Source organism: Paraburkholderia gardini (assembly GCF_907164575.1).
Classification (GTDB): domain Bacteria; phylum Pseudomonadota; class Gammaproteobacteria; order Burkholderiales; family Burkholderiaceae; genus Paraburkholderia; species Paraburkholderia gardini.
In genome coordinates this window covers 149,926-169,182 of sequence record NZ_CAJQYY010000005.1, presented here as the reverse complement: position 1 = coordinate 169,182, position 19,257 = coordinate 149,926, and the positions used below count along the sequence as shown (strand labels likewise).

The window sequence follows — 19,257 nt, the reverse complement described above, 5'->3', positions numbered from 1 at the left end:
GCGATAGCAACCTCACGCGTCACATCGTGCGCGCATCCTGAGGCGCGTGATGCAGCGCGTCGGCCCATCGCGCGACATGTCCTGGATCGAGCCTCGTCGAACGCCCTTTGGTGCAAAGGGCCGTGCGAAACCCGGCGATATCCGGTTTGAGCGCGTGGATCTGCGCGAGCTGTGCCCAGCCGAGCGACCCCGCCACTCCCGTCATCGCGCCGCGCGCACCGATCGTGGCGAGACAGCGCGCAAGCGTGTCCATATCGACGCAATCGAACAGCGTGCGACCGTTCTTGGTGGCCGTATCGAACACGATGCCGGCAAAACCCAGCCCGGCCGCGTAGTCGGACAGCGCGGCGTCGACACCTTCGTCGCACAGCAGCACCGGCACCACGGCGGCAGGCAGGCTCGCGAGATGCGCGAGGCACGCCCGCGCCGACGCGCCCGGCGAGACGCCCACCTTCACGTAGTCGACGCCCGTATCGCTCACGCCGATCACACGCGTGGCGATCTCGTCGAGCGCCTCGTTCGGCACGTCGCCGATCGTCGCGCTGATCGGCTTGACCGGGAACCGTCCGCGCAGCGCCTGCACGATGCGCGCGATTTCGTCGACGGCTACGCCGCCCAGCGCGCCCTCGCGGGGCTCTTTCAGATCGATGAGCTCGGCGCCGGCCTGGGCGGCGTCGCAGGCTTCGTCATACGAGCGGACGCTCGCGAGCAGTGCGGTCATGGAAGTCTCCAGAAAGCGGTTTTGCCGCGGCGCATCACGCGGCGCGCGAGCTACCCGGCGTTGTGTCCGGCGTCTTGCCCGCCTGCGCGCGGTAACGCGCGATCGCATCCATGATCCATGCCCACGCGACACGTTCCGCGTCGCCCGCGGTCTTGTCGATGGCGATCTTCAGATACGCCACTTCGTTATCGACCTTCACGGCAGGCAGCATGAAAAGTCTGCTGACGAGAATCGCGCCTTCGACGACGGCCGCCTGTGCGCGGTTGAAACCGGGAAAAGGCGCGTGCGTTTCCTGATGCACGCAGCGCATGTAGAGCGTGGGACGCTGGGTGTCGTCGCGTACTTCGTCGAGTTCCAGCTCGGTGTGCGCAAGCGCGCCGTCGAGCCGCACGCTCGCCACGCGTGTGGCGGGTGAAGTCGGCCAGTCGAATGCATAGCCTGTTACGCAGCCCGCGAAAACGCGCACGTCGGTCGTGAAGTTGATCACGGCGGCCTGGGTGGCGAGGATGTTGTCGAGCGTGGCGGAGGGTCTGAACGGCGCGAGGATCGCGCGCCCGTTTTCGAAGCGCACGCCCATCGGCGCAATGTGAGGCCGGCCGTCGCGCGCCGCAGTCGTAATGATCGTTTCGAAAATCATGGCGGAGAACGCTGGACGTTGCGGCGAACTACGAGCCGGCGGTTTGCAAACTGGCTGTTAGCTGAGTGAGTGACTGCGATGGCCGCACGGAAGCCGCACAAAGGCGGCGCGTGCGGGATTAACGGGTTGCGATATACATCGTGATTTCAAAACCAAAACGCATATCGGTGTAACTCGGTGTCGTCCACTGCATAGTCATCCTCCAGGGTTGGTTGGGGCTTTCGCCGCCGACACATGAAGCAGCGCCGGAACGGATCAGCACCGGAAATCACGCAAGCGCCGTGCCAGAAACAGCACAGTGAAGCGGACGCTGGGAACCCGGCTGGCTTACGCGCCTTACTGTCGCGAAAACGCAGCAGAGTGTTTCACCATCATACGAGTTTCTGGCCGTTGTGCACGCATCGATTCGCACCGTTAGCCAAAGAACTGCTTAGGGATGGAGAAGAAATTCGTGAATTCCCTTCGATGAGGGGCACGCCTACATTGCAGACATGGACGCGGGTTGAACGCATTGACCGCGTCGCTCCTTAGTCTGCATCGCCGGGTGCGTCTCCAACCATCGAGGACAGTTCATGAACGACTTCAGCAAGGCCGCCGTCGAGCCCGATTCGCACGAACGCAATCCATCGGATCCGCGTTCCCGCTATGCAGCCGGTGTCATGAAGTACCGCGAGATGGGGTACTGGCAGCCGGATTACACGCCGAAAGACACGGACGTCATCGCGCTTTTTCGCATCACGCCGCAGCCGGGCGTCGAACCTGAAGAGGCCGCGGCCGCCGTGGCCGGAGAATCGTCGACCGCGACGTGGACGGTCGTGTGGACCGACCGGCTCACCGCGTGCGACATGTATCGCGCGAAGGCGTATCGCGTGGAGCCCGTGCCCGCGTCGAGCGCGACGGAGCCGCAATTCTTCGCGTACATCGCGTACGAGCTCGATCTCTTCGAGGAAGGGTCGGTGGCGAATCTCACCGCGTCGATCATCGGCAACGTGTTCGGCTTCAAGCCGCTCAAGGCGCTAAGGCTCGAGGACATGCGCATTCCGGTCGCTTACCTGAAGACGTTTCAGGGGCCGCCGACGGGCATCGTCGTCGAGCGCGAACGGCTCGACAAATACGGACGCCCGCTGCTGGGCGCGACCGTCAAGCCGAAGCTGGGACTCTCGGGCAAGAACTATGGGCGTGTGGTGTACGAAGGGCTTAAGGGCGGCCTCGATTTTCTGAAGGACGACGAGAACATCAACTCGCAGGCGTTCATGCACTGGCGCGACCGCTTTCTGTTCTCGATGGAAGCGGTGAACCGCGCGCAGGCCGAGACCGGCGAGGTGAAGGGCCATTACCTGAACGTGACGGCCGGCACGATGGAAGACATGTACGAGCGCGCCGAATTCGCGAAGCAACTGGGCTCGTGCATCGTGATGATCGATCTGGTGATCGGCTGGACCGCGATCCAGTCGATGTCGAAATGGGCGCGCCGCAACGACATGATCCTGCATCTGCATCGCGCGGGACACGGCACGTACACGCGGCAACGCAATCACGGCATCTCGTTTCGCGTGATCGCGAAGTGGTTGCGCATGGCGGGCGTCGATCACGCGCACTCGGGCACCGCGGTTGGAAAACTCGAAGGCGATCCGCTTTCGGTACAGGGTTATTACAACGTGTGCCGTGCATCGCATAACGAGGTCGATCTGTCGCGCGGCATCTTCTTCGACCAGCCCTGGGCAGGCTTGCGCAAGGTGATGCCGGTCGCGTCCGGCGGCATTCACGCGGGACAGATGCACCAGCTCATCGATCTGTTCGGCGACGACTCGATCCTTCAGTTCGGTGGCGGCACGATCGGACATCCGGGCGGCATTCAGGCGGGTGCGGTGGCGAACCGCGTGGCGCTCGAAGCGATCGTGAAGGCGCGCAACGAAGGGCGCGATATCGTCAACGAAGGCCCCGAACTGCTCGAAGCCGCCGCGCGCTGGTGTACGCCGCTCAAGCAGGCGCTCGATACATGGCGCGACGTCACGTTCAACTACGCATCGACCGACACGCCCGATTTCGCCGCGACACCGACCGCGGCCTGAACGTCACCTGACCTGAAGAGAGCACGCCATGCGAATCACTCAAGGCACTTTTTCGTTTCTGCCGGAACTCACCGACGCGGAAATCAGCTTGCAGATCGACTACGCGTTGCGCGAAGGCTGGTCGTGCTCGGTGGAATTCACCGACGATCCCCATCCGCGCAACACGTACTGGGAAATGTGGGGCCTGCCGATGTTCGACCTGCGCGATGCGGCGGGCGTGCTGATGGAAGTGAACGCATGCCGCAAGGTGTATCCGCAGCACTACATCAAGATCAACGCGTTCGATTCCGTGCGCGGCTTCGAGACAATGCGCATGTCGTTCATCGTCAACCGGCCGGCGGTCGAGCCGGGCTTCCGTCTGGAGCGCACGGAAGCGCAGGGACGTGTGCAGCGTTACAGCATGAAGAGTTATGCGTCGGACCGTCCGGCGGGCGAGCGCTACCCCGCATCGCAGTGAGTGCCATGACGACCGCAGGGATGCAGGACCGAAGGCAACCGGAGAATCGCATATGACCGTCGTAGCTGAACCCGATCTGCCCGCGGCGGTGCCGCGTACGCAAACGCCTGCCGCCGACGCGGCGGTCGACCTCGTCGGTCTCTTTCGCGACTCGGGTATCGGCGACGTGCTGGCTGAACTCGATCGCGATCTGGTTGGCCTCACGCCCGTGAAAACCCGCATACGCGAGATTGCCGCGCATCTGATCGTCGAACGCGCCCGCGAAACGCTGGGCATCGCAAGCGGAGCGCCGACGTTGCATATGTGTTTTTCGGGCAATCCGGGTACGGGCAAGACGACGGTGGCGCTGCGCATGGCCGAAGTGCTGCACCGCCTTGGCTATATCCGCCGCAATCATCTGGTTTCGGTCACCCGCGACGATCTGGTGGGGCAGTACATCGGCCACACCGCGCCGAAAACGCGCGACGTGCTCAAGCGCGCGCTGGGCGGCGTGCTGTTCATCGACGAGGCGTATTACCTGTACCGCCCCGAGAACGAACGCGATTACGGCCAGGAAGCGATCGAGATCCTGCTGCAGACGATGGAAAACCAGCGCAGCGACCTGGTGGTGATACTCGCGGGCTATGAAGCGCGAATGGAGACCTTCTTTCAGAGCAACCCCGGTTTCCGGTCGAGGATCGCGCATCACATCATGTTTCCCGACTACGACGCAGCAGAACTGCTCGACATCGCCGAACGCATGCTGGCGAAGATGCACTACCGGCTCGATGGCGAATCGCGCGCCGCGTTCAGCGAATACCTGGATCGCCGCATCCGCCAGCCGAACTTCGCGAACGCGCGCTCGGTGCGTAACGCGCTGGACCGCTCGCGTCTGCGCCAGGCGAATCGCCTTTTCGCCGATGCGCTGAAAGGCGGCATGCCCGCGGATGCAGCCGCGCTGACGCTGCTGGGCGCGGCGGATATCCGCGCGAGCCGCGTGTTTGCTGAAACAGAAACAGCAACGGCAGCGGCGCCGCCCACACCGGCTTGAATCGTTTCCCGAGGAGATGGCCATGCAGGACGGACGCACCACGCTTTCGAAGTTTCTCATCGATACGCTCGACCGCAAGCCTGTATCCGTAACGGCGCCAGGCCTGTCCGCGCTGCTGATCGACGTGGCGGCATCGATCAAGACGATTTCCGCCGCGCTGACGAAAGGCGCGCTGGGCGGCCACCATGGCACGGCGCATTCGCTCAACACGCACGGCGAGGAGCAGCAGAAACTCGACCTCGCGACCAACGATATCTTCCTGCAGCACTGCGAGTGGGACGGTCTGCTGGCGGGCATGGTGTCGGAGGAAATGGACGAGGTCTACGCGATACCGGAAGCGTATCCGCGCGGCGACTACCTGCTCGCGTTCGATCCGCTCGATGGTTCGTCGAACATCGACATCAACGGCGTGGTGGGTTCGATCTTCTCCGTGATGCGTGTGCGGGACGACCAGCGCGACGCGCCGCTCGCGGAAAGCGCGTTCCTGCGGCCTGGCCGCGAACAGGTCGCGGCCGGCTACGCGATTTACGGGCCTTCGACGATGCTCGTGCTGTCGGTCGGCACCGGCACGCACGGCTTCACGCTGGAACGCGACGTCGGCAATTTCGTGCTGACGCATTCCGACATCCGGATTCCGGAGGACACCGGCGAATTCGCGATCAACGCGTCGAACGAACGCTTCTGGGAGCCGCCCGTGCGCCGCTACGTGCAGGAATGCAAGGCGGGGCGCAGCGGCTGTCGCGCGCGGGACTTCAACACGCGATGGATTGCATCGATGGTGGCCGAAGTGCATCGCATCCTGATGCGCGGCGGCGTCTTCATGTATCCGCGCGACTTTAAAACGCCCGCGATGGAAGGGCGCCTGCGTCTGCTGTATGAGGCGAGCCCGATGAGCTTTCTGGTCGAGCAGGCGGGCGGGCAGTCCATCACCGGGCGCGAACGGATTCTCGACGTCGTGCCGCAGAAACTGCATCAGCGTGTCCCGGTCATTCTCGGTTCACGCAACGAAGTGGCGCGCATCGGCCGCTATCACAGCGAATACGATCGCGGCGAGGACAAGCCGTTCACCTCCCCGCTCTTCAACGAACGCTCGCTGTTTCTGCCGGAAACACCCGCGTAGGGGCCCGGCGGGAACGCGCTTCCAGATCGTATGAGCAGACAGGTTTCAGACTCAGGGAGACGCGCATGTCAGTCAGACATCCGATCATCGCGGTGACCGGTTCGAGTGGCGCCGGCACGACCACCGTCATGAAGAGCTTCACGCATATTTTCCGGCGCGAGCGCATCAACGCACAGATCGTCGAAGGCGACGCGTTTCATCGTTACGACCGCAAGGGCATGCGTGACGCGCTTAAACAGAGCGAACGCGATGGCGCGCTTACCTTCAGTCACTTCGGCCCCGAAGCGAATCTGCTCGAAGAACTGGAGCAGCTTTTCGCGAGTTACGGCGAGACCGGTAGCGGCAAGTTTCGCCGCTATATACACGACGACGCGGAAGCCGCGGCCTGCAATCAGGACGCCGGCACGTTTACGCCGTGGATGGATGTGTCCGACAAAACCGACCTGATGTTTTACGAAGGTCTGCACGGCGCGGCGGTCACGGAAAACGTGGACGTTGCCCGGCATGCGGATCTTCTGGTCGGCGTCGTGCCGATCATCAATCTCGAGTGGATCCAGAAGCTGCATCGCGACCAGACGATGCGCGGCTACTCGCATGAAGCGGTAGTCGACACGATCCTGCGCCGCATGCCCGATTACGTGAACTACATCTGCCCGCAGTTCTCGCGCACGCATGTGAATTTCCAGCGCGTGCCGACCGTGGATACGTCGAATCCCTTCACCGCGCGCGAGATTCCCAACGCCGATGAGAGCTTTGTCGTGATCCGGTTCGCGCGGCCCAAAGGCATCGACTTTCCGTATCTGCTGACGATGCTGCACGACTCGTTCATGTCGCGCCCGAATGTGATCGTGGTGCCCGGCGGCAAGATGGGGCTCGCGATGCAGCTGATTTTCACGCCGATGATCCTGCAACTGGTCGATCGTCGCGCGCGTGCCTGAAGAACCGGTTTCCCTTAACTTCAAGGAGAGTGTGATGGCTTTCATCGCATTGCGTCAGCTGCTGGATCACGCGGCAGAGCACAGCTATGGCATCCCGGCGTTCAACGTCAACAACATGGAGCAGATCCAGGCGATCATGCAGGCCGCCGATGCAACCCGCAGCCCGGTGATCCTGCAGGCGTCGGCGGGCGCGCGCAAATACGCGGGCGAGGCCTATCTGCGTCACCTCGTGCTGGCTGCGATCGAGGCGCATCCCGATCTTCCCGTGGTGTTGCACCAGGATCACGCCGCGAGTCCGTCGGTGTGCCAGCAGGCGATCCGTTCCGGCTTCACGTCGGTGATGATGGACGGCTCGCTGTTGCCCGACCAGAAAACGCCGGCGACCTATGACTACAACGTCGACGTGAGCCGGCGCGTGGTCGAGGCGGCGCATGCGGTGGGCGTGTCTGTCGAAGGCGAACTCGGCTGTCTGGGCTCGCTCGAAACCGGCGAGGCAGGGGAGGAAGACGGTGTCGGTGCACAGGGCACGCTCACGCGCGACGATCTGCTGACCGATCCCGAGCAGGCCTGCGCGTTCGTGGAGGCCACCGGCGTCGATGCGCTCGCCATCGCGATCGGCACGTCGCACGGGGCGTACAAGTTCAGCCGCCAGCCGACCGGCGACATTCTGGCGATCGACCGCATCGTGGACATTCACCGGCGCTTGCCGGATACGCATCTCGTGATGCACGGGTCGTCTTCGGTGCCGCAGGAATGGCTCGCGACGATACGCGAATTTGGCGGCGAGATTCCCGCGACGTGGGGCGTGCCGGTCGAGGAGATCCAGCGCGGCATCGCGAACGGCGTGCGCAAGGTGAACATCGACACCGATATCCGCCTCGCGATGACGGGTGCGATGCGTCAGGCGATGGCGTCGGCGCGTGGGGAATTCGATCCGCGGCACGCGCTGAAGGCCGCGACGGCGGCGGCACGCAATCTCTGCATCGACCGGTTTCAGGCGTTCGGCTGCGCGGGGCAGGCCGATCGCATCAAGCCGCTTGCGCTCGATGCGATGGCGCGGCGTTACCACTGATCTTTCGAACCTTTCCATGCGAAAGAGGCCATCGTGCGCGACAGCATGTATCGCCCTGAAGGACTGGACGAATGTGCGTATTCTGGCGGTTCAGGATCCCGCTGGATTGACTGGATGAGGAGCGCATGATGGCAACCGAATCTCCCGCAGGTGAACTGGGCGCGCCCGCGCCCGCCTTTTCGCTGCCCGCCACGGACGGGCGCACGCTGACACTCGACGACGTGCGCGGCGAGCACGGCCTTGTCGTCGTGTTCATGTGCAACCATTGCCCGTATGTGCTGGGCGCGCTGCCGCATCTGGTCCGCGACGCGCAGGAACTGGCGGCACACGGCGTCAACGTCGTCGGTATCAGTTCGAACGATGCGGCGACGTATCCGGACGATGCGTTCGAACGGATGGTGCCGTTCGCCGCGCAATGGACGTTGCCGTTTCCTTACCTGTACGATGAATCGCAGCAGATCGCGCGCGCTTATGGCGCGGTGTGCACGCCGGAGTGCTTCGGCTACGACGCAGGCTTGAAGCTGCGCTATCAAGGTCGGGTTGACGCGTCGCGCTATGCGCCGGTTCCCGACGCGAGGCGCGATCTCTTCGAAGCGATGCGTGAAATCGCCCAGGTGGGCGTGGCACAAGGGCCGCGGTATCCTGCGCTGGGATGCTCGATCAAATGGAAAACGGACGAATGAGTCCTAGCGCTTTTTGACTGTCGCGCCCGGTGCCTGCCATGCGCTGAGGTCTTCCTCGGGGCGATCGACTTCGCAGCCCCAGTCGAGCGCCTTGTCCTGATCGAAGCGTTTGCCGAGTTGCCACGCGATTTCAGCGCGCGCCAGCTGCACGCCCATATAGAACGCGTGACCACCATCGGTTTCGAGCTTGAGGCCCGGGTACAGCGCGAACGGATCGCCGGCGGTTTGATGGCCGTCGCGGTTATAGACGTGAATGCCATCAGTCGCGACCTGCACGCGGAAATTCGGATCGCGTATGGCGTTCGCCACTTCATCGATCTCCTTCGCGTCGTAGGGGAACGGGCGCTTTGCGTGCAGCGCGGAAAGCTCGCCGGAAATGCCCTTGGGCAACACCTGCGCTTCGCGGGCCGCGTACATCACGCGCCGCGCGACATCCGCTTCGCGTATCGCCCTGCGCGCGTGCAGGCTGACGGAGGTCGTCAGGACCGCACTGACGTGGAGTTCGGCCGCGATGCCGAGCAGCACCGCGTTGATCCCGCTGGTATCGGCTTCGGTCAATTCCGTGACGTTGCCGATGCCCATCATGATGTCGATATGCGGATAGCGCTCGCGCAGCCCGACATAGCGTGCAATCGAAGCGGCGAGGCCAAACGGGATCGGATCGAGAACCGGATCGGCGAGAAACGCGCGGCCGCGCCGGCTTAACGCTTCGATGGCCGCGTCGAGCGAGGCCGGATCGCGCGGCTCGCGGGCGACCAGAATGGGCGTCGCCGGGACTTCATCGGCGATCCACAGCGTATCCAGATTCAGGCTCAGCAGATAATCGGCGCCCGCGCGGCCGCCGCGCACGAGTTCGTCGGTCTGCATCGAATCGACGCTCACGCGATAGCCGTGCTCCTTCAGCATGCGCACGGCGTCTTCGAGATGCGGGAACGGCGTCTGCGGCAGGCAGCCGATGTCGATCACGTCCGCGCCCTGAGCGGCGTAATGTTTCGCGCGCGCCGCGATGCCGTCGAGATCGAGCTTCGGCGCATCGACGATCTCCGCGAAAATCGCGGTGTCATGACGGCTCAGGTCAAAGTGCCGGGCTTCGCGGCCGAAGAACTGCGGCAGGTCCTTGACCTCTTCGGGACCGCGTTCGACCGCCACGTCATAGTGCGTACGCAACGCGTCGAGGTCGCCACGGCAGCGGCCCGGCAGGATCATCCGGTTCGCGCCAAGCGGCCTCGGCACGCGGCGCAGGATCAGGTCGGTGGTCATCAGGCCGGCGACCTGCAAGCCGATTTCGCGGATTTCCCACGTGAACGGCGTGGGCGCCATGCCTTCCAGCACCTGCTTCAGGCTTTTCTCGGCCAGTCTGCCGGTCAGGAAGACGATGTGGTCCATGCAAGCCTGAGGTGGGTTAATCGTTGTTCGAGCGCGGCCCTGAGCTCATCGAGCGAGCGCGCCACCGTCGTGTACTCGATGCGCGCGAGCCGCTCGACGTTCTCCAGTTCGATCGCACGCGGCCGCACCTCGACCCACTCGTGCGGGGTCTGCGTGATGACGCTCGGTGCCGTATCGCATGCGAAAACAATGCCAGGTACACATTGCTTGCCGGCCTGCGCGAAGAGATTGGTCGGCAGCGTATCCGAGATGCCGAACGCACATTTGGCGACGGTATTGCTCGTCGCGGGCGCGATGATGACGGTGTGATATTCGCCGTTGTAGATCATGCCGACGGGCACGCTGCTCGCGCTGTTGTCGCGCATCACGCGAAAGTGCTCGCGCAGTTTCGCGATCGTCCAGCCGTAGAGCGGCAAGACTTCCTCGCCCGCGGCCGACAGGAACAGGTCGACGCCCGGCAGTTGGCGCGCGAGGTCGATCGATTCCTCGAGCATGTGACCCGAGCCGGTCACGCACCACGCAAACCGCGCGTCGGGCTTGAACTCGTCGAGCCGGCGAGCGGGCGTGGGTGCGTTCATGCGTCGGAAGGCGAAGACCCGTCGTGGGAGAGCCGGATCTGCAGCCGGTGCATCTTCCGGTACAGCGTGTTGCGGCTGATGCCCAGCCCCTTCGCGACGTTGCTGACGTTCCAGCGATGTTCGTCGAGGAGCGCCAGCACCGTCTCACGCTCTTTCAGCTGGATGGCGTTGAGCGTGGACGTGTCGGCGTCGTCGGCCGCATGCGGGGGCGTGGCGGCACCGGACAAACCCGTTGCGCGGGCAAGACCTGGCGCGCTGTACGCGTTCGTGGTGCCCATCGTGCCGGGGGCACCGGGAACGCCGCCGCAGATATCCGCGGGCAGATGCGAGCAGCGGATTTCACCGCCGTCGCATAGCGCCATTGCCATCTGCAGCACGTGACGCAACTGGCGGATATTGCCGGGCCACGCGTAACCGAGCAGCGCGCGCTGGGCTTCCGCGCTGAGCGTGGGCGGATCGTCCGTTTCGCTTTCGAGGATGTGGTGAATCAGCGCGAGCGCATCGGCACGGTCGCGCAGCGCGGGGAGATTGATTTCGATGCCGTTCAGCCGGTAATACAGGTCCTCGCGGAATATGCCGTTCTGCACGAGTTCCATCAGGTTGCGGTGGCTCGCGCTGATCAGCTGGAAATCCACCTTGACGGTGACTTCCGCGCCGAGCGGCGTGACTTCGTGTTCTTCGAGCACACGCAGCAGGCGCGCCTGGAGCGCCATCGGCATGTCGCCGATTTCGTCGAGAAAGAGTGTGCCGCTGTTCGCCTGCACGATCTTGCCGCGCCGTCCCTCGCGCTGCGCGCCCGTGAACGCGCCCGCGCGATAGCCGAACAGTTCGCTTTCGATCAGGTTCTCCGGCAGCGATGCGCAGTTCACCGCGACAAACGCGCCCGCGCTGTTCGGGCTGATGCTGTGCAGCGCGTTCGCGAACACTTCCTTGCCGGTGCCGGTCTGTCCGCGCAGGATGATCGGAATCTTTCGCTGGATCACACGTGCGGCGAGCTGGATCTGCGAAGCCATGCCGGGGTCGCCGAATTCCAGATGCGAGAGCTTGTCGAGCCGGTTAGCCTGATCGCGGACGTTACCGGCATCCCGCGCCTCGCGGACTTCCCGGCTGTCGCGCGGCTTGACGCTCCTGCTGCGTGCGGCGGACGGATATTCGCGCGCGCCCGGATCGGTCATCAGGATGCGCGTCGCGGTGCTGGTGGCGTCGCGCGGCGTCTGCGCGATCAGGAAAAAGCGGCTGTTGGCGTTCGCGCTGTACACGGTCACCGGATGGAACGAGCCACGGATGCTGCGTGCGAGCATGTCCTCGAGCGAGGAGTTGAACGCTTCCTCGATGCGCTTGCCGACCAGTTCCGCGTGCGACCGGAAATCGAGCTGGAAGAGGGCGCTGCGGCTCGCGGCCAGCACGACGCCTTCGTCGCTGACGGCGAGCTTGCCGGCATGCAACGTGCCGACGAACTCAGGCCGGCTATGAAAATGAATCATGTGCGCGCGACGGTAGCGCGCGTCGATCAGGCGGTTTTCGATCATCTGCCGCGACATGCCGACGAGCACCAGCGAATGCTGCTGCAACAGCTTCGAGCGGCTCGTCACGTCGAGCACGCCGGCAACCGCGCCCTGATCGTCGAAGATCGGCGCGGCCGAGCAGGTCAGCGACGTGTAACGCGGATAGAAGTGTTCGTGCTGGTAAACCGCGATACATTCGCGTTCGGCAAGACAGGTGCCCATGCCGTTCGTGCCGGCTTCGCGCTCGCTCCATAGCGCGCCGACACGCAGGCCGTCGGCGGCCACGGTTTCGCCAAATGGCACCGACGACACCTGATGCACGATCACACCTTCCGCGTCCACCAGCACGACGGCCAGTTCAGGGTCGGCGAGCTGCTGGTACAGCGTGGTCATTTCGAGCTTCGAGCAGGCGATCAGGTCGCTCGCGGCTTCGCGCCGCGCGGCCAGTTCCTGCTGCGTGAGAATGGGCGGCATCACGAAATGCGCGGGATCGAGCCTGAATTCGTTCAGGCAGCGCGTCCATGACTGCGCCACCGAGGCACTGGTGGGCCGCGTCGCCACCTGGTGATTGACGGTGTTGAGCACTTCCCGGACATGCATGTTGATGTCTGCAAGCAACGACATGGGGCCTTGTCTCCGTGGCGTCCGGCGCGTGCACCACGCACGTTGCGTGGCGCCTCCCCGGCGCGTATCTATGTAGGTTCCCCCTCGCGCTGCTGTGTCTCGGGGCACGCATGCGCGTCAACCAGGCCTATCCTGTTCCGCAACTGCGGGTGAATGTTCATATTGCAGCGAGTGCCTGCAAACGTCGGCCTCACCCTTTCAAACTCTACAACCGATAGCGGCAGTGTTCAATCATTAGTCGCAACAATATGCGTGTGTGCGCCCGGAATTTGCTTTGCTGTGCAGCACCCTTCTGGAAGCCGAACGATCCGGCGTTGTGTTCCGGTTTGTGCGTCATAAACGGCGCATTGTGTCCGGCGTGCGTCCGAAGGTTGCCTGATCCGCCGGAATGCGCGGTTTCTCACATGCCAGAGGACACACCATGGACCGTTTCGACGCGATTCGCCATAGCGGTTTTTCCGCGGTTTCCCGGATTTCCGACGCGATGCAGCATACCGACACCGGATTTTCGACGATGGATGAGGTCGCGGCGCCCATGGACATCGTCTATATCGAAGGATTCACGGGCCAGACGGTGATCGGCATTGACACGTCGGAACTGCACGCGCCGCAGCCGGTGCGGATGAACCTCGCGATCGGCGTGCCGTCGATCCGCGCCTGTGTAACGGACCGCATCGACGACACGATCAACTATGCAGCGGTGCGCGAAGCGCTGCACGGTCTGCTCAGAACGCACGGCGTGCAACTGCTCGAAGCGCTCGCGGAACAGGTCGCGCAACTGCTGATCGCGGATTTCGGCGCGCACTGGGTGCGGGTTTCACTCGCGAAACCGGGCAAATTCGACGACGTCGAATCGGTCGGCGTGCTGATCGAGCGCCGGCGCGATGCACGGGGCACGGCGAATGCGACGTGGGTTTCGCTCGGCAAGGGTCTGATTCCCGACTAGGCACGGCTTCATCATGCCGTGTGATGAAACGACATGGCATGACGTGAAACGGCGTGGCGACCCGCGCGCCGCCGGAGTCCGCACGCGTTTGCGTTATTTGCTCGCCGGCGCCGCGGCCGCCGCGGTTTTGCTGACACCACAGGCGCGATAGGCCTCTGCCTGCAGGGTAAGGAATTTCTTCGACTGCGCCCGCGCCAGGTCGATGCGGAATTCTCCGCCGCCTTCGCCGCCAAGCGTCGCGTACTTCGCGAACGTCGACTGATCGACGAAATCGTCGTAGGGCAGCACCGCCGCGATATGGTCGATGGCGCACGAGCATTTGTAGACGTTGGCGAAATCGTGGCCGTTGTCGTCCATGCAGCTGAGTACGTATTCGACCCGTCCCTGGGTGGGATAGTCGTGACCTTGCGCCGCGTGCGCGCCGGTCGCCGAAGCATTCTGCGCGAACGATACCGCCGGCGCCACAGCCAGCGCGCAGCACGCGAGCACCAGCAGGGCGCGACAGGGTGAAGTCATGCCGGAACCTCGTTGTCAATGCATCGATCTGCGTTCGCCGCGGCGAGGCTCGATGCGGGTCTCGCCGCGGCTCTGGCGCGCTGCCTGCCGCCCGGTTGGGCGCCCGGCCGGCGCTCAGTTGGGCGCGAACGGATGCGCCGCACCCGCCTTCTTCGCGACCACCTCCGCCGCGCTGGGTTCGCCGGCTACCGCGCGCTGGAGCGCTTCGCGGGTCGCCTTGTAGTTGTACTCCTGGATCTTCTTGTCGTCGTCGGCCTGCCAGTGGATGAAGACGCCGACGCAGACGAACAGGTCATCGGCCTCGTCCTTCGGGATCGTGCCGTCCTCGACACAGTCGGCCACCGCGAGCGCAACCGCGTGCTGCGCCGGGCCGAACATCTGCACGGCCTGTTTCGCACCCTTGATCGTCACCTTGTTGAACATCACGGTGTTCGGCTTGGTGAGCAGATTCGGCGCGATCACCGCCAGCAATGACGTGAACCCGTCCTTGTTGTTCGTTAGCGCGTGGCAGAACGCCGTCTCGGCAGCAGAACCTCGCGGTCCGATCAGCAGATCGATGTGCGCGACCTCGTTGCCGTCGCCGACCAGCGACTCTCCTACCATGACACGGTTGATCTTGGCCATGCTGTTCCTCCAGTGATTGTGTACACGATGTGTCGGACTGCGTTCAACTCGCGACGCCGCAACAACGGCCGCGCAAGACGTGGATGAGCGCCACGCTAAGCCAGGTGTTCCTAACATGTTCCGTGCCAATCCCGATCCGCATGCGTGGTGCGCTGCATCACGCGGTCGTGTCCGTCATGCGTCCGCTACGGGTTTGTCATGTGCCGGTTGCGGGTCCGGCGTCGTCGAGTACGCCGGCCACAAAGAGCGTGGCGACCGTCAGGTCGGCGCTCGTGCCCGGATTGATGCCGCGCGCCTTCAGTTCGGCGTCCCAGCGCGCGAGTGCGTTTGCGGCGATTCCATCTTCCGCGCCGCGCGTTTCCTCGCGCGCGATGCGCCATTGCGCGTGCTGACGCTGTGCTTCTCGCGTGACACTTTGCGCCACCGTCTCACCGTGTTTGCGCACAATGTGCGAATCGGGCCAGCGGCTCAGGCAGGTGAGATACACATCGAGCGTGACGACGCTTGCCGGTGTTTCGCGCGGCCATTCGCGCGCCGCGGCGGCGCGGATCTCGAACACGTCGCGAAAGCCTTCCGCGTATTGCCGCGCGATGCTGTCGCGCGCGGCGGCGAGCGTCATGGCCTCGCGCAGCGATACCGTCGGTTCGGCGTGGACTGGCTGCTCGGGCGCATCGCCGAGGCCACCCGGGTTCGCAAGCGCGATCGCCCGGTAGGCGGCGCGGGCGTCGTCGATATCCAGCGCGGCGAGGGCGGCTTCGGTGGCGCGCTGCCAGGCGGCGGCATGGGCGGCATCGTGCGGCGCGGGCGTCGATTCGAGCGCGGCGGCGAGCGGCGCGACCAGCAGCACGATGCCGAGATTCGTATTGCACGCGACGCGCGCGCGCGTGAGCGTGACCGCATCGAAAATGCGCGGGCCGATTGCCGCACCGCGGTTAAACAGCGCGTTCGCCGCCGCTGTCGCGCTTTCGATGAACTGGGTTGACGTCATGCCGTGTCCGGCACTTTCGACGCTGACGTTGCCGGGCTTCGCCGTCTCCACGTCGAGCCGGCAGGCGCGCAGGAACGCCGCGCGCGCGCGGGCGCGCACGATCTCGTCAGCGGCCTGCATGAGCGCCGCCTGCGAGCGGCAGGACGTCGATCGATGCATCGCGCGAGGCGGCGAGCTTGCGATCCAGCAGGTCGTCGACGAGCAGGGCGGCGATATCGCGCGATGTCACCGATTGCAGGCCGCGCCATGCGGCGACGCCGTTGACTTCCAGCACGAGCGGGCGCGACGCATTGTCGGGATCGGGGATCAGATCCACGCCGGCGTAGTCGAGCCCGAGCGCCACGGCGGCGCGCACGGCGCTACCCGCGAGCGTGTCGTCGAGCGCGGCGGGCTCGCAGGCGGCGCCCTGGGCGAAGTTGTGAATCCAGCCCTTGCCGCCCGTTCTCCGCATCGCCGCGACGGCGCGACCGCCGACCACGAGCACGCGCCAGTCGAAGCCATGCGCGCCGCCATCGACATAGCGCTGCAGATACGCCACATGCCGGTACGCGCCGAGCGGCGGCAGCGGTTTGAGCGTGCCGCCATCCTGGCCCTGAGCGCCGGCGCCGAGCCGTCGCAGGCCCTTGCCCTGCGAGCCGAACAGCGGCTTGAGCACGACCTGGCGGCCCGCGGCGGCCTCGCGCATCAGCACGCGCTGGGCGTACACGGTCGATTCGGCGGCCCATGTCGGCGGCGTCGGTACGCCGTGACGGTTGAGCAGGAAGCTCGTCATCGATTTGTCGACGCTGCGTTCGATCGCGCGCGCATCGTTGTAGACGGGCACGCCGCACTCGCGCAGCGCGTGCAGGATGCCGAGGCGCAGCGTCACCTGTTCGAACGTGCCGCCCGCGATGCCGCGCACGAACACCGCATCGGGCAGCGCATGGCCGAAGCCGGGCAGCGCGAGTCCGTACGGCGCCCATGTCGTATCGATGCGGCAACCGGCGAGATCGACGCAGCGGGCTTCGACGCCGCGCGCGCGAAACGCGCGCTTTAGCCGCGTGGTGTGCCAGCCAGTTTCGTCGGTCATGATCGCGACGCGCAGGCCGGTCATGGCGGGCGTGTCGCTCATGGCGCCGGCCTCGCGCCCCATTGCGCCTGCAGCAACGCCGCGTTGATGCTTCCGCCGTGATACGTCGCGCCGCTTTCGAGGCTGCTGACCCACACCTCGGCGGGCGCGAAGAGCGCCGCGTCGATCTGGTAGAAGTCGTAGTTGAACGACGCGAAGATCTCCGCGAACGGTCGCCCGTAGTCGCGTGCATTCGAGGAAGGCAACTCCGTCGCCAGCCGTCTCGCAACCGCATCCTGCCGCACGGTGAGATGCACGCGGCCGCCGTACAGGATCGCGTCGTTGGTGCGGCCCATCGCCTGAATGCCGTCGGGCGCGGGCGGCGGCAGCGGCGCCGCGCCGCTCGCCTCGACGATCTCGTGCAGATCGACGCCGAGCACGTGCGTCTTGTGCAGCGCAACTTCGACGACGCGTGCGACGACCTGTACCGTCCCCGCCACAGCGTGTGTCGGCGTGACGATCAGTGTCAGCCGCTCTGGCGCGAGACCGCAGTCGCGCACGACCTTGTCGATGACGACGGGCGGCGGCAGGCGATCCACTTCGAGCACCAGCGCGCCACGGTCGTGCCGGTCGCGATAGCCGAGTCCGGCGAACAGATCCTCCTTGCCCGCCAGCGCGCGCGCCGGCCCCGAGCCGAGCGAAAAAAACTTCTTGCCGCCGGTCTGTTCCTTCGTCGCCGAGAGACTCCAGCCGGCGTACTGGCTGCCGAGGCAGGCCAGCACCGGCGACGACGTCCGGACGTCGATCGTGACGGGCCAGAACGGCGCGGCGTCGGCGTTCATGTGCGTCGTGACGTGTCCGAGGCCGCCCATGCAGATGCGCGCGACCAGCAGGCCGGCCTCGATGCTGCCCGGCGCCTCGATACCGGCATCGACGATGACGGTGCCCGCATCGGTGCGCGACACGGCGACGCGCAGTTGCGCCGCTTCGTCGACGAGCTGCGCGACGAGTGGCGCGCTGAGTGCGTTCACGCTCAGCGCGGGCGCGGGCGGCGTGCCGGAAGGATCAGCCGGGGATGACGTCATGGGCGGACTCGCGACAGGTTGCAATGCGTTGCAGGAGGCGCGCGCGTTCGCGTTCCAGCGCGCGCGGGACGTCGTCGGCGCGGGGCGCGGTGACGAACAGCGTGCAGACCGGCTGGCCTGCTTCGATGCGCGTGCCCGGCTGCGGGACATCACGACAGACCGGATCGTCGAGGCAGGCATCGCTGAACGCCTGCGTGACGGTGAAGCCGTGCGGCGCGAACAGCACGCGCTGGCCGGCGCGCGGTCCGGCACGATCGGGCGGTGCGGCGTCGGGGAGGGTGCCGTGCAGGCACGCGTCGATGTGACAGGCGATCAGGCCACGCGGCCATTGTCCGGGCCAGACGGTTTCGTACAGCGCCATCGTCGAGGACGGACGTGCGTTGATTTCGAGCACCTGCACCGATTCGCCGTCGAGCATGAAGTCGATGCTGTTCAGGCCCGTCAGCCCGGCACGCGAAACGATCGCGCGAATCGTCGCGTCGAGCGTTCCGGCGACGCTGCGAGGCAACTCGACGGGACCGGTCGATCCCGCATGCACGAAGGGCAGCGGGCCCGCTTTCACGACGAGTTGCCGCGCGTAACCGATGACAACCGCTTCGCGCCGCGCCGCGACGAAAAGCGCCGACATCGGTTGCCCGGGAACGAGGCGCTGGAAATAGGTCCCGGTAACGGCTTCGTTTCGCGCGGACGTGTCGAGCGGCTCGATATGCGTGCCGCCGCAGCCGTGCGCATGCTTGACGAGCCAGCCGGTCGGCCCGTCGGCGGGCCGCGCGAACGACACCGCCGGATGCGCGATATCGAGCGCATCCAGCAGCGGGAAAAAGCGCCGCGGGTCGCGCACGGCGGCGCACGCAGCGTCACTGTTGCCGAGAAAATGCGGCATGTGCGGCGCGCGCTGCAGGCGCGGCACAAGCGGTTCGATGCCGCTGCCCGCGATGTACCCCAGCAGATGAGGGATGCGCGCCACGCGCGCGAGCGCGTCGAGGAGCCGTTCGCGATCGATCCGCAACGCGCCGCTGCCGTCGCCGATATCGAACCAGAGGCCGGCGTGCTGCCGCGTATCGCGGTCGCCGAAGATATCGAGCGCGACGACGTTCAGCCCGGCGCGCGCCGCCGATTGCGCCAGCATCCGCGCCGACAGTCCCACGACCGCGACGTACGGCGAGCGCGCAAGCGCTGGCCTCATGGCGCGCGACGACGACCCCGTCGATGACATGAACGCGATCC

20 protein-coding genes are annotated in these 19,257 nt (G+C 65.4%); 8 read left to right on the top strand and 12 right to left on the bottom strand.

The features are described 5' to 3' along the window. Nucleotides 1-19 precede the first annotated feature (19 nt). The 3 genes from LPA34_RS06120 to pqqA all read right to left on the bottom strand — a co-directional run bounded on the left by LPA34_RS06120 (nt 20) and on the right by pqqA (nt 1,551). A complete protein-coding gene (locus LPA34_RS06120) occupies nt 20-721 on the bottom strand; it encodes a (5-formylfuran-3-yl)methyl phosphate synthase (protein ID WP_228976012.1) in 702 nt (233 codons plus the stop codon). 34 nt (nt 722-755) lie between these two features. After that, on the bottom strand, nt 756-1,358 hold the full coding sequence (locus LPA34_RS06115) for a DUF447 domain-containing protein (RefSeq protein WP_228976009.1): 603 nt from the start codon (nt 1,356-1,358) through the stop codon (nt 756-758). Between the two features lie 118 nt (nt 1,359-1,476). Beyond that, complete coding sequence (pqqA, locus tag LPA34_RS06110; RefSeq protein WP_013342881.1) at nt 1,477-1,551, bottom strand: pyrroloquinoline quinone precursor peptide PqqA; 75 nt, start codon at nt 1,549-1,551, stop codon at nt 1,477-1,479. Between the two features lie 379 nt (nt 1,552-1,930). Between pqqA and LPA34_RS06105 the strand changes: the two genes are divergently transcribed. From LPA34_RS06105 to LPA34_RS06075, 7 genes are all read left to right on the top strand, one after another. After that, a complete protein-coding gene (locus tag LPA34_RS06105; protein WP_228976007.1) occupies nt 1,931-3,430 on the top strand; it encodes a ribulose-bisphosphate carboxylase large subunit in 1,500 nt (499 codons plus the stop codon). A gap of 28 nt (nt 3,431-3,458) precedes the next feature. Further along, the gene (locus LPA34_RS06100; RefSeq protein WP_228976006.1) at nt 3,459-3,887 is read left to right on the top strand and encodes a ribulose bisphosphate carboxylase small subunit; all 429 of its coding nucleotides are present in this window, start codon (nt 3,459-3,461) and stop codon (nt 3,885-3,887) included. Nucleotides 3,888-3,939: 52 nt separating this feature from the next. After that, complete coding sequence (cbbX, locus tag LPA34_RS06095; protein ID WP_228976004.1) at nt 3,940-4,917, top strand: CbbX protein; 978 nt, start codon at nt 3,940-3,942, stop codon at nt 4,915-4,917. Between the two features lie 22 nt (nt 4,918-4,939). Further along, nucleotides 4,940-6,037 (top strand): class 1 fructose-bisphosphatase, encoded by a 1,098-nt coding sequence (locus LPA34_RS06090; protein ID WP_228976003.1) that lies wholly within the window; start codon nt 4,940-4,942, stop codon nt 6,035-6,037. Nucleotides 6,038-6,102: 65 nt separating this feature from the next. Continuing rightward, nucleotides 6,103-6,975 (top strand): phosphoribulokinase, encoded by an 873-nt coding sequence (locus LPA34_RS06085; protein ID WP_228976001.1) that lies wholly within the window; start codon nt 6,103-6,105, stop codon nt 6,973-6,975. 34 nt (nt 6,976-7,009) lie between these two features. Further along, nucleotides 7,010-8,047 (top strand): class II fructose-bisphosphate aldolase, encoded by a 1,038-nt coding sequence (fba, locus tag LPA34_RS06080; RefSeq protein WP_228975998.1) that lies wholly within the window; start codon nt 7,010-7,012, stop codon nt 8,045-8,047. A gap of 125 nt (nt 8,048-8,172) precedes the next feature. Then, complete coding sequence (locus LPA34_RS06075; protein ID WP_324251708.1) at nt 8,173-8,730, top strand: thioredoxin family protein; 558 nt, start codon at nt 8,173-8,175, stop codon at nt 8,728-8,730. Nucleotides 8,731-8,733: 3 nt separating this feature from the next. Here the strand turns inward: LPA34_RS06075 and LPA34_RS06070 are convergent, their stop codons facing one another. From LPA34_RS06070 to LPA34_RS06060, 3 genes are read right to left on the bottom strand one after another with little or no spacing between them, the layout of a single operon-like run. Beyond that, the gene (locus tag LPA34_RS06070) at nt 8,734-10,116 is read right to left on the bottom strand and encodes a DUF6513 domain-containing protein (RefSeq protein WP_228975997.1); all 1,383 of its coding nucleotides are present in this window, start codon (nt 10,114-10,116) and stop codon (nt 8,734-8,736) included. After that, the gene (locus LPA34_RS06065; RefSeq protein ID WP_228975995.1) at nt 10,095-10,694 is read right to left on the bottom strand and encodes a flavoprotein; all 600 of its coding nucleotides are present in this window, start codon (nt 10,692-10,694) and stop codon (nt 10,095-10,097) included. Before LPA34_RS06065 ends, LPA34_RS06070 begins: the two co-directional genes overlap by 22 nt. Further along, nucleotides 10,691-12,823 (bottom strand): sigma-54-dependent Fis family transcriptional regulator, encoded by a 2,133-nt coding sequence (locus LPA34_RS06060; protein WP_228975993.1) that lies wholly within the window; start codon nt 12,821-12,823, stop codon nt 10,691-10,693. The genes LPA34_RS06065 and LPA34_RS06060 overlap by 4 nt, the downstream gene beginning before the upstream one ends. Before the next feature lie 421 nt (nt 12,824-13,244). Between LPA34_RS06060 and LPA34_RS06055 the strand changes: the two genes are divergently transcribed. After that, a complete protein-coding gene (locus tag LPA34_RS06055; RefSeq protein ID WP_228975992.1) occupies nt 13,245-13,769 on the top strand; it encodes a dihydroneopterin aldolase in 525 nt (174 codons plus the stop codon). Nucleotides 13,770-13,862: 93 nt separating this feature from the next. On the opposite strand, the gene LPA34_RS06050 is transcribed toward LPA34_RS06055, so the two are convergent. From LPA34_RS06050 to LPA34_RS06025, 6 genes are all read right to left on the bottom strand, one after another. Next, on the bottom strand, nt 13,863-14,285 hold the full coding sequence (locus LPA34_RS06050; protein ID WP_228975990.1) for a hypothetical protein: 423 nt from the start codon (nt 14,283-14,285) through the stop codon (nt 13,863-13,865). A gap of 114 nt (nt 14,286-14,399) precedes the next feature. Continuing rightward, entirely contained in the window at nt 14,400-14,909 is a 510-nt protein-coding gene (gene fae / locus LPA34_RS06045; RefSeq protein WP_228975988.1) for a formaldehyde-activating enzyme, read from the bottom strand. A 196-nt stretch (nt 14,910-15,105) separates the two neighbouring features. Then, entirely contained in the window at nt 15,106-16,017 is a 912-nt protein-coding gene (locus LPA34_RS06040) for a triphosphoribosyl-dephospho-CoA synthase (protein WP_228975986.1), read from the bottom strand. Next, nucleotides 16,004-17,008, bottom strand: coding sequence for an ATP-grasp domain-containing protein (locus LPA34_RS06035; RefSeq protein ID WP_228975984.1), 1,005 nt, complete (start codon nt 17,006-17,008; stop codon nt 16,004-16,006). Before LPA34_RS06035 ends, LPA34_RS06040 begins: the two co-directional genes overlap by 14 nt. Beyond that, a complete protein-coding gene (gene mch, locus LPA34_RS06030) occupies nt 17,005-18,030 on the bottom strand; it encodes a methenyltetrahydromethanopterin cyclohydrolase (protein ID WP_228975982.1) in 1,026 nt (341 codons plus the stop codon). The genes LPA34_RS06035 and mch overlap by 4 nt, the downstream gene beginning before the upstream one ends. After that, complete coding sequence (locus LPA34_RS06025) at nt 18,011-19,246, bottom strand: ATP-grasp domain-containing protein (protein WP_228975980.1); 1,236 nt, start codon at nt 19,244-19,246, stop codon at nt 18,011-18,013. Before LPA34_RS06025 ends, mch begins: the two co-directional genes overlap by 20 nt. Nucleotides 19,247-19,257 lie beyond the last annotated feature (11 nt).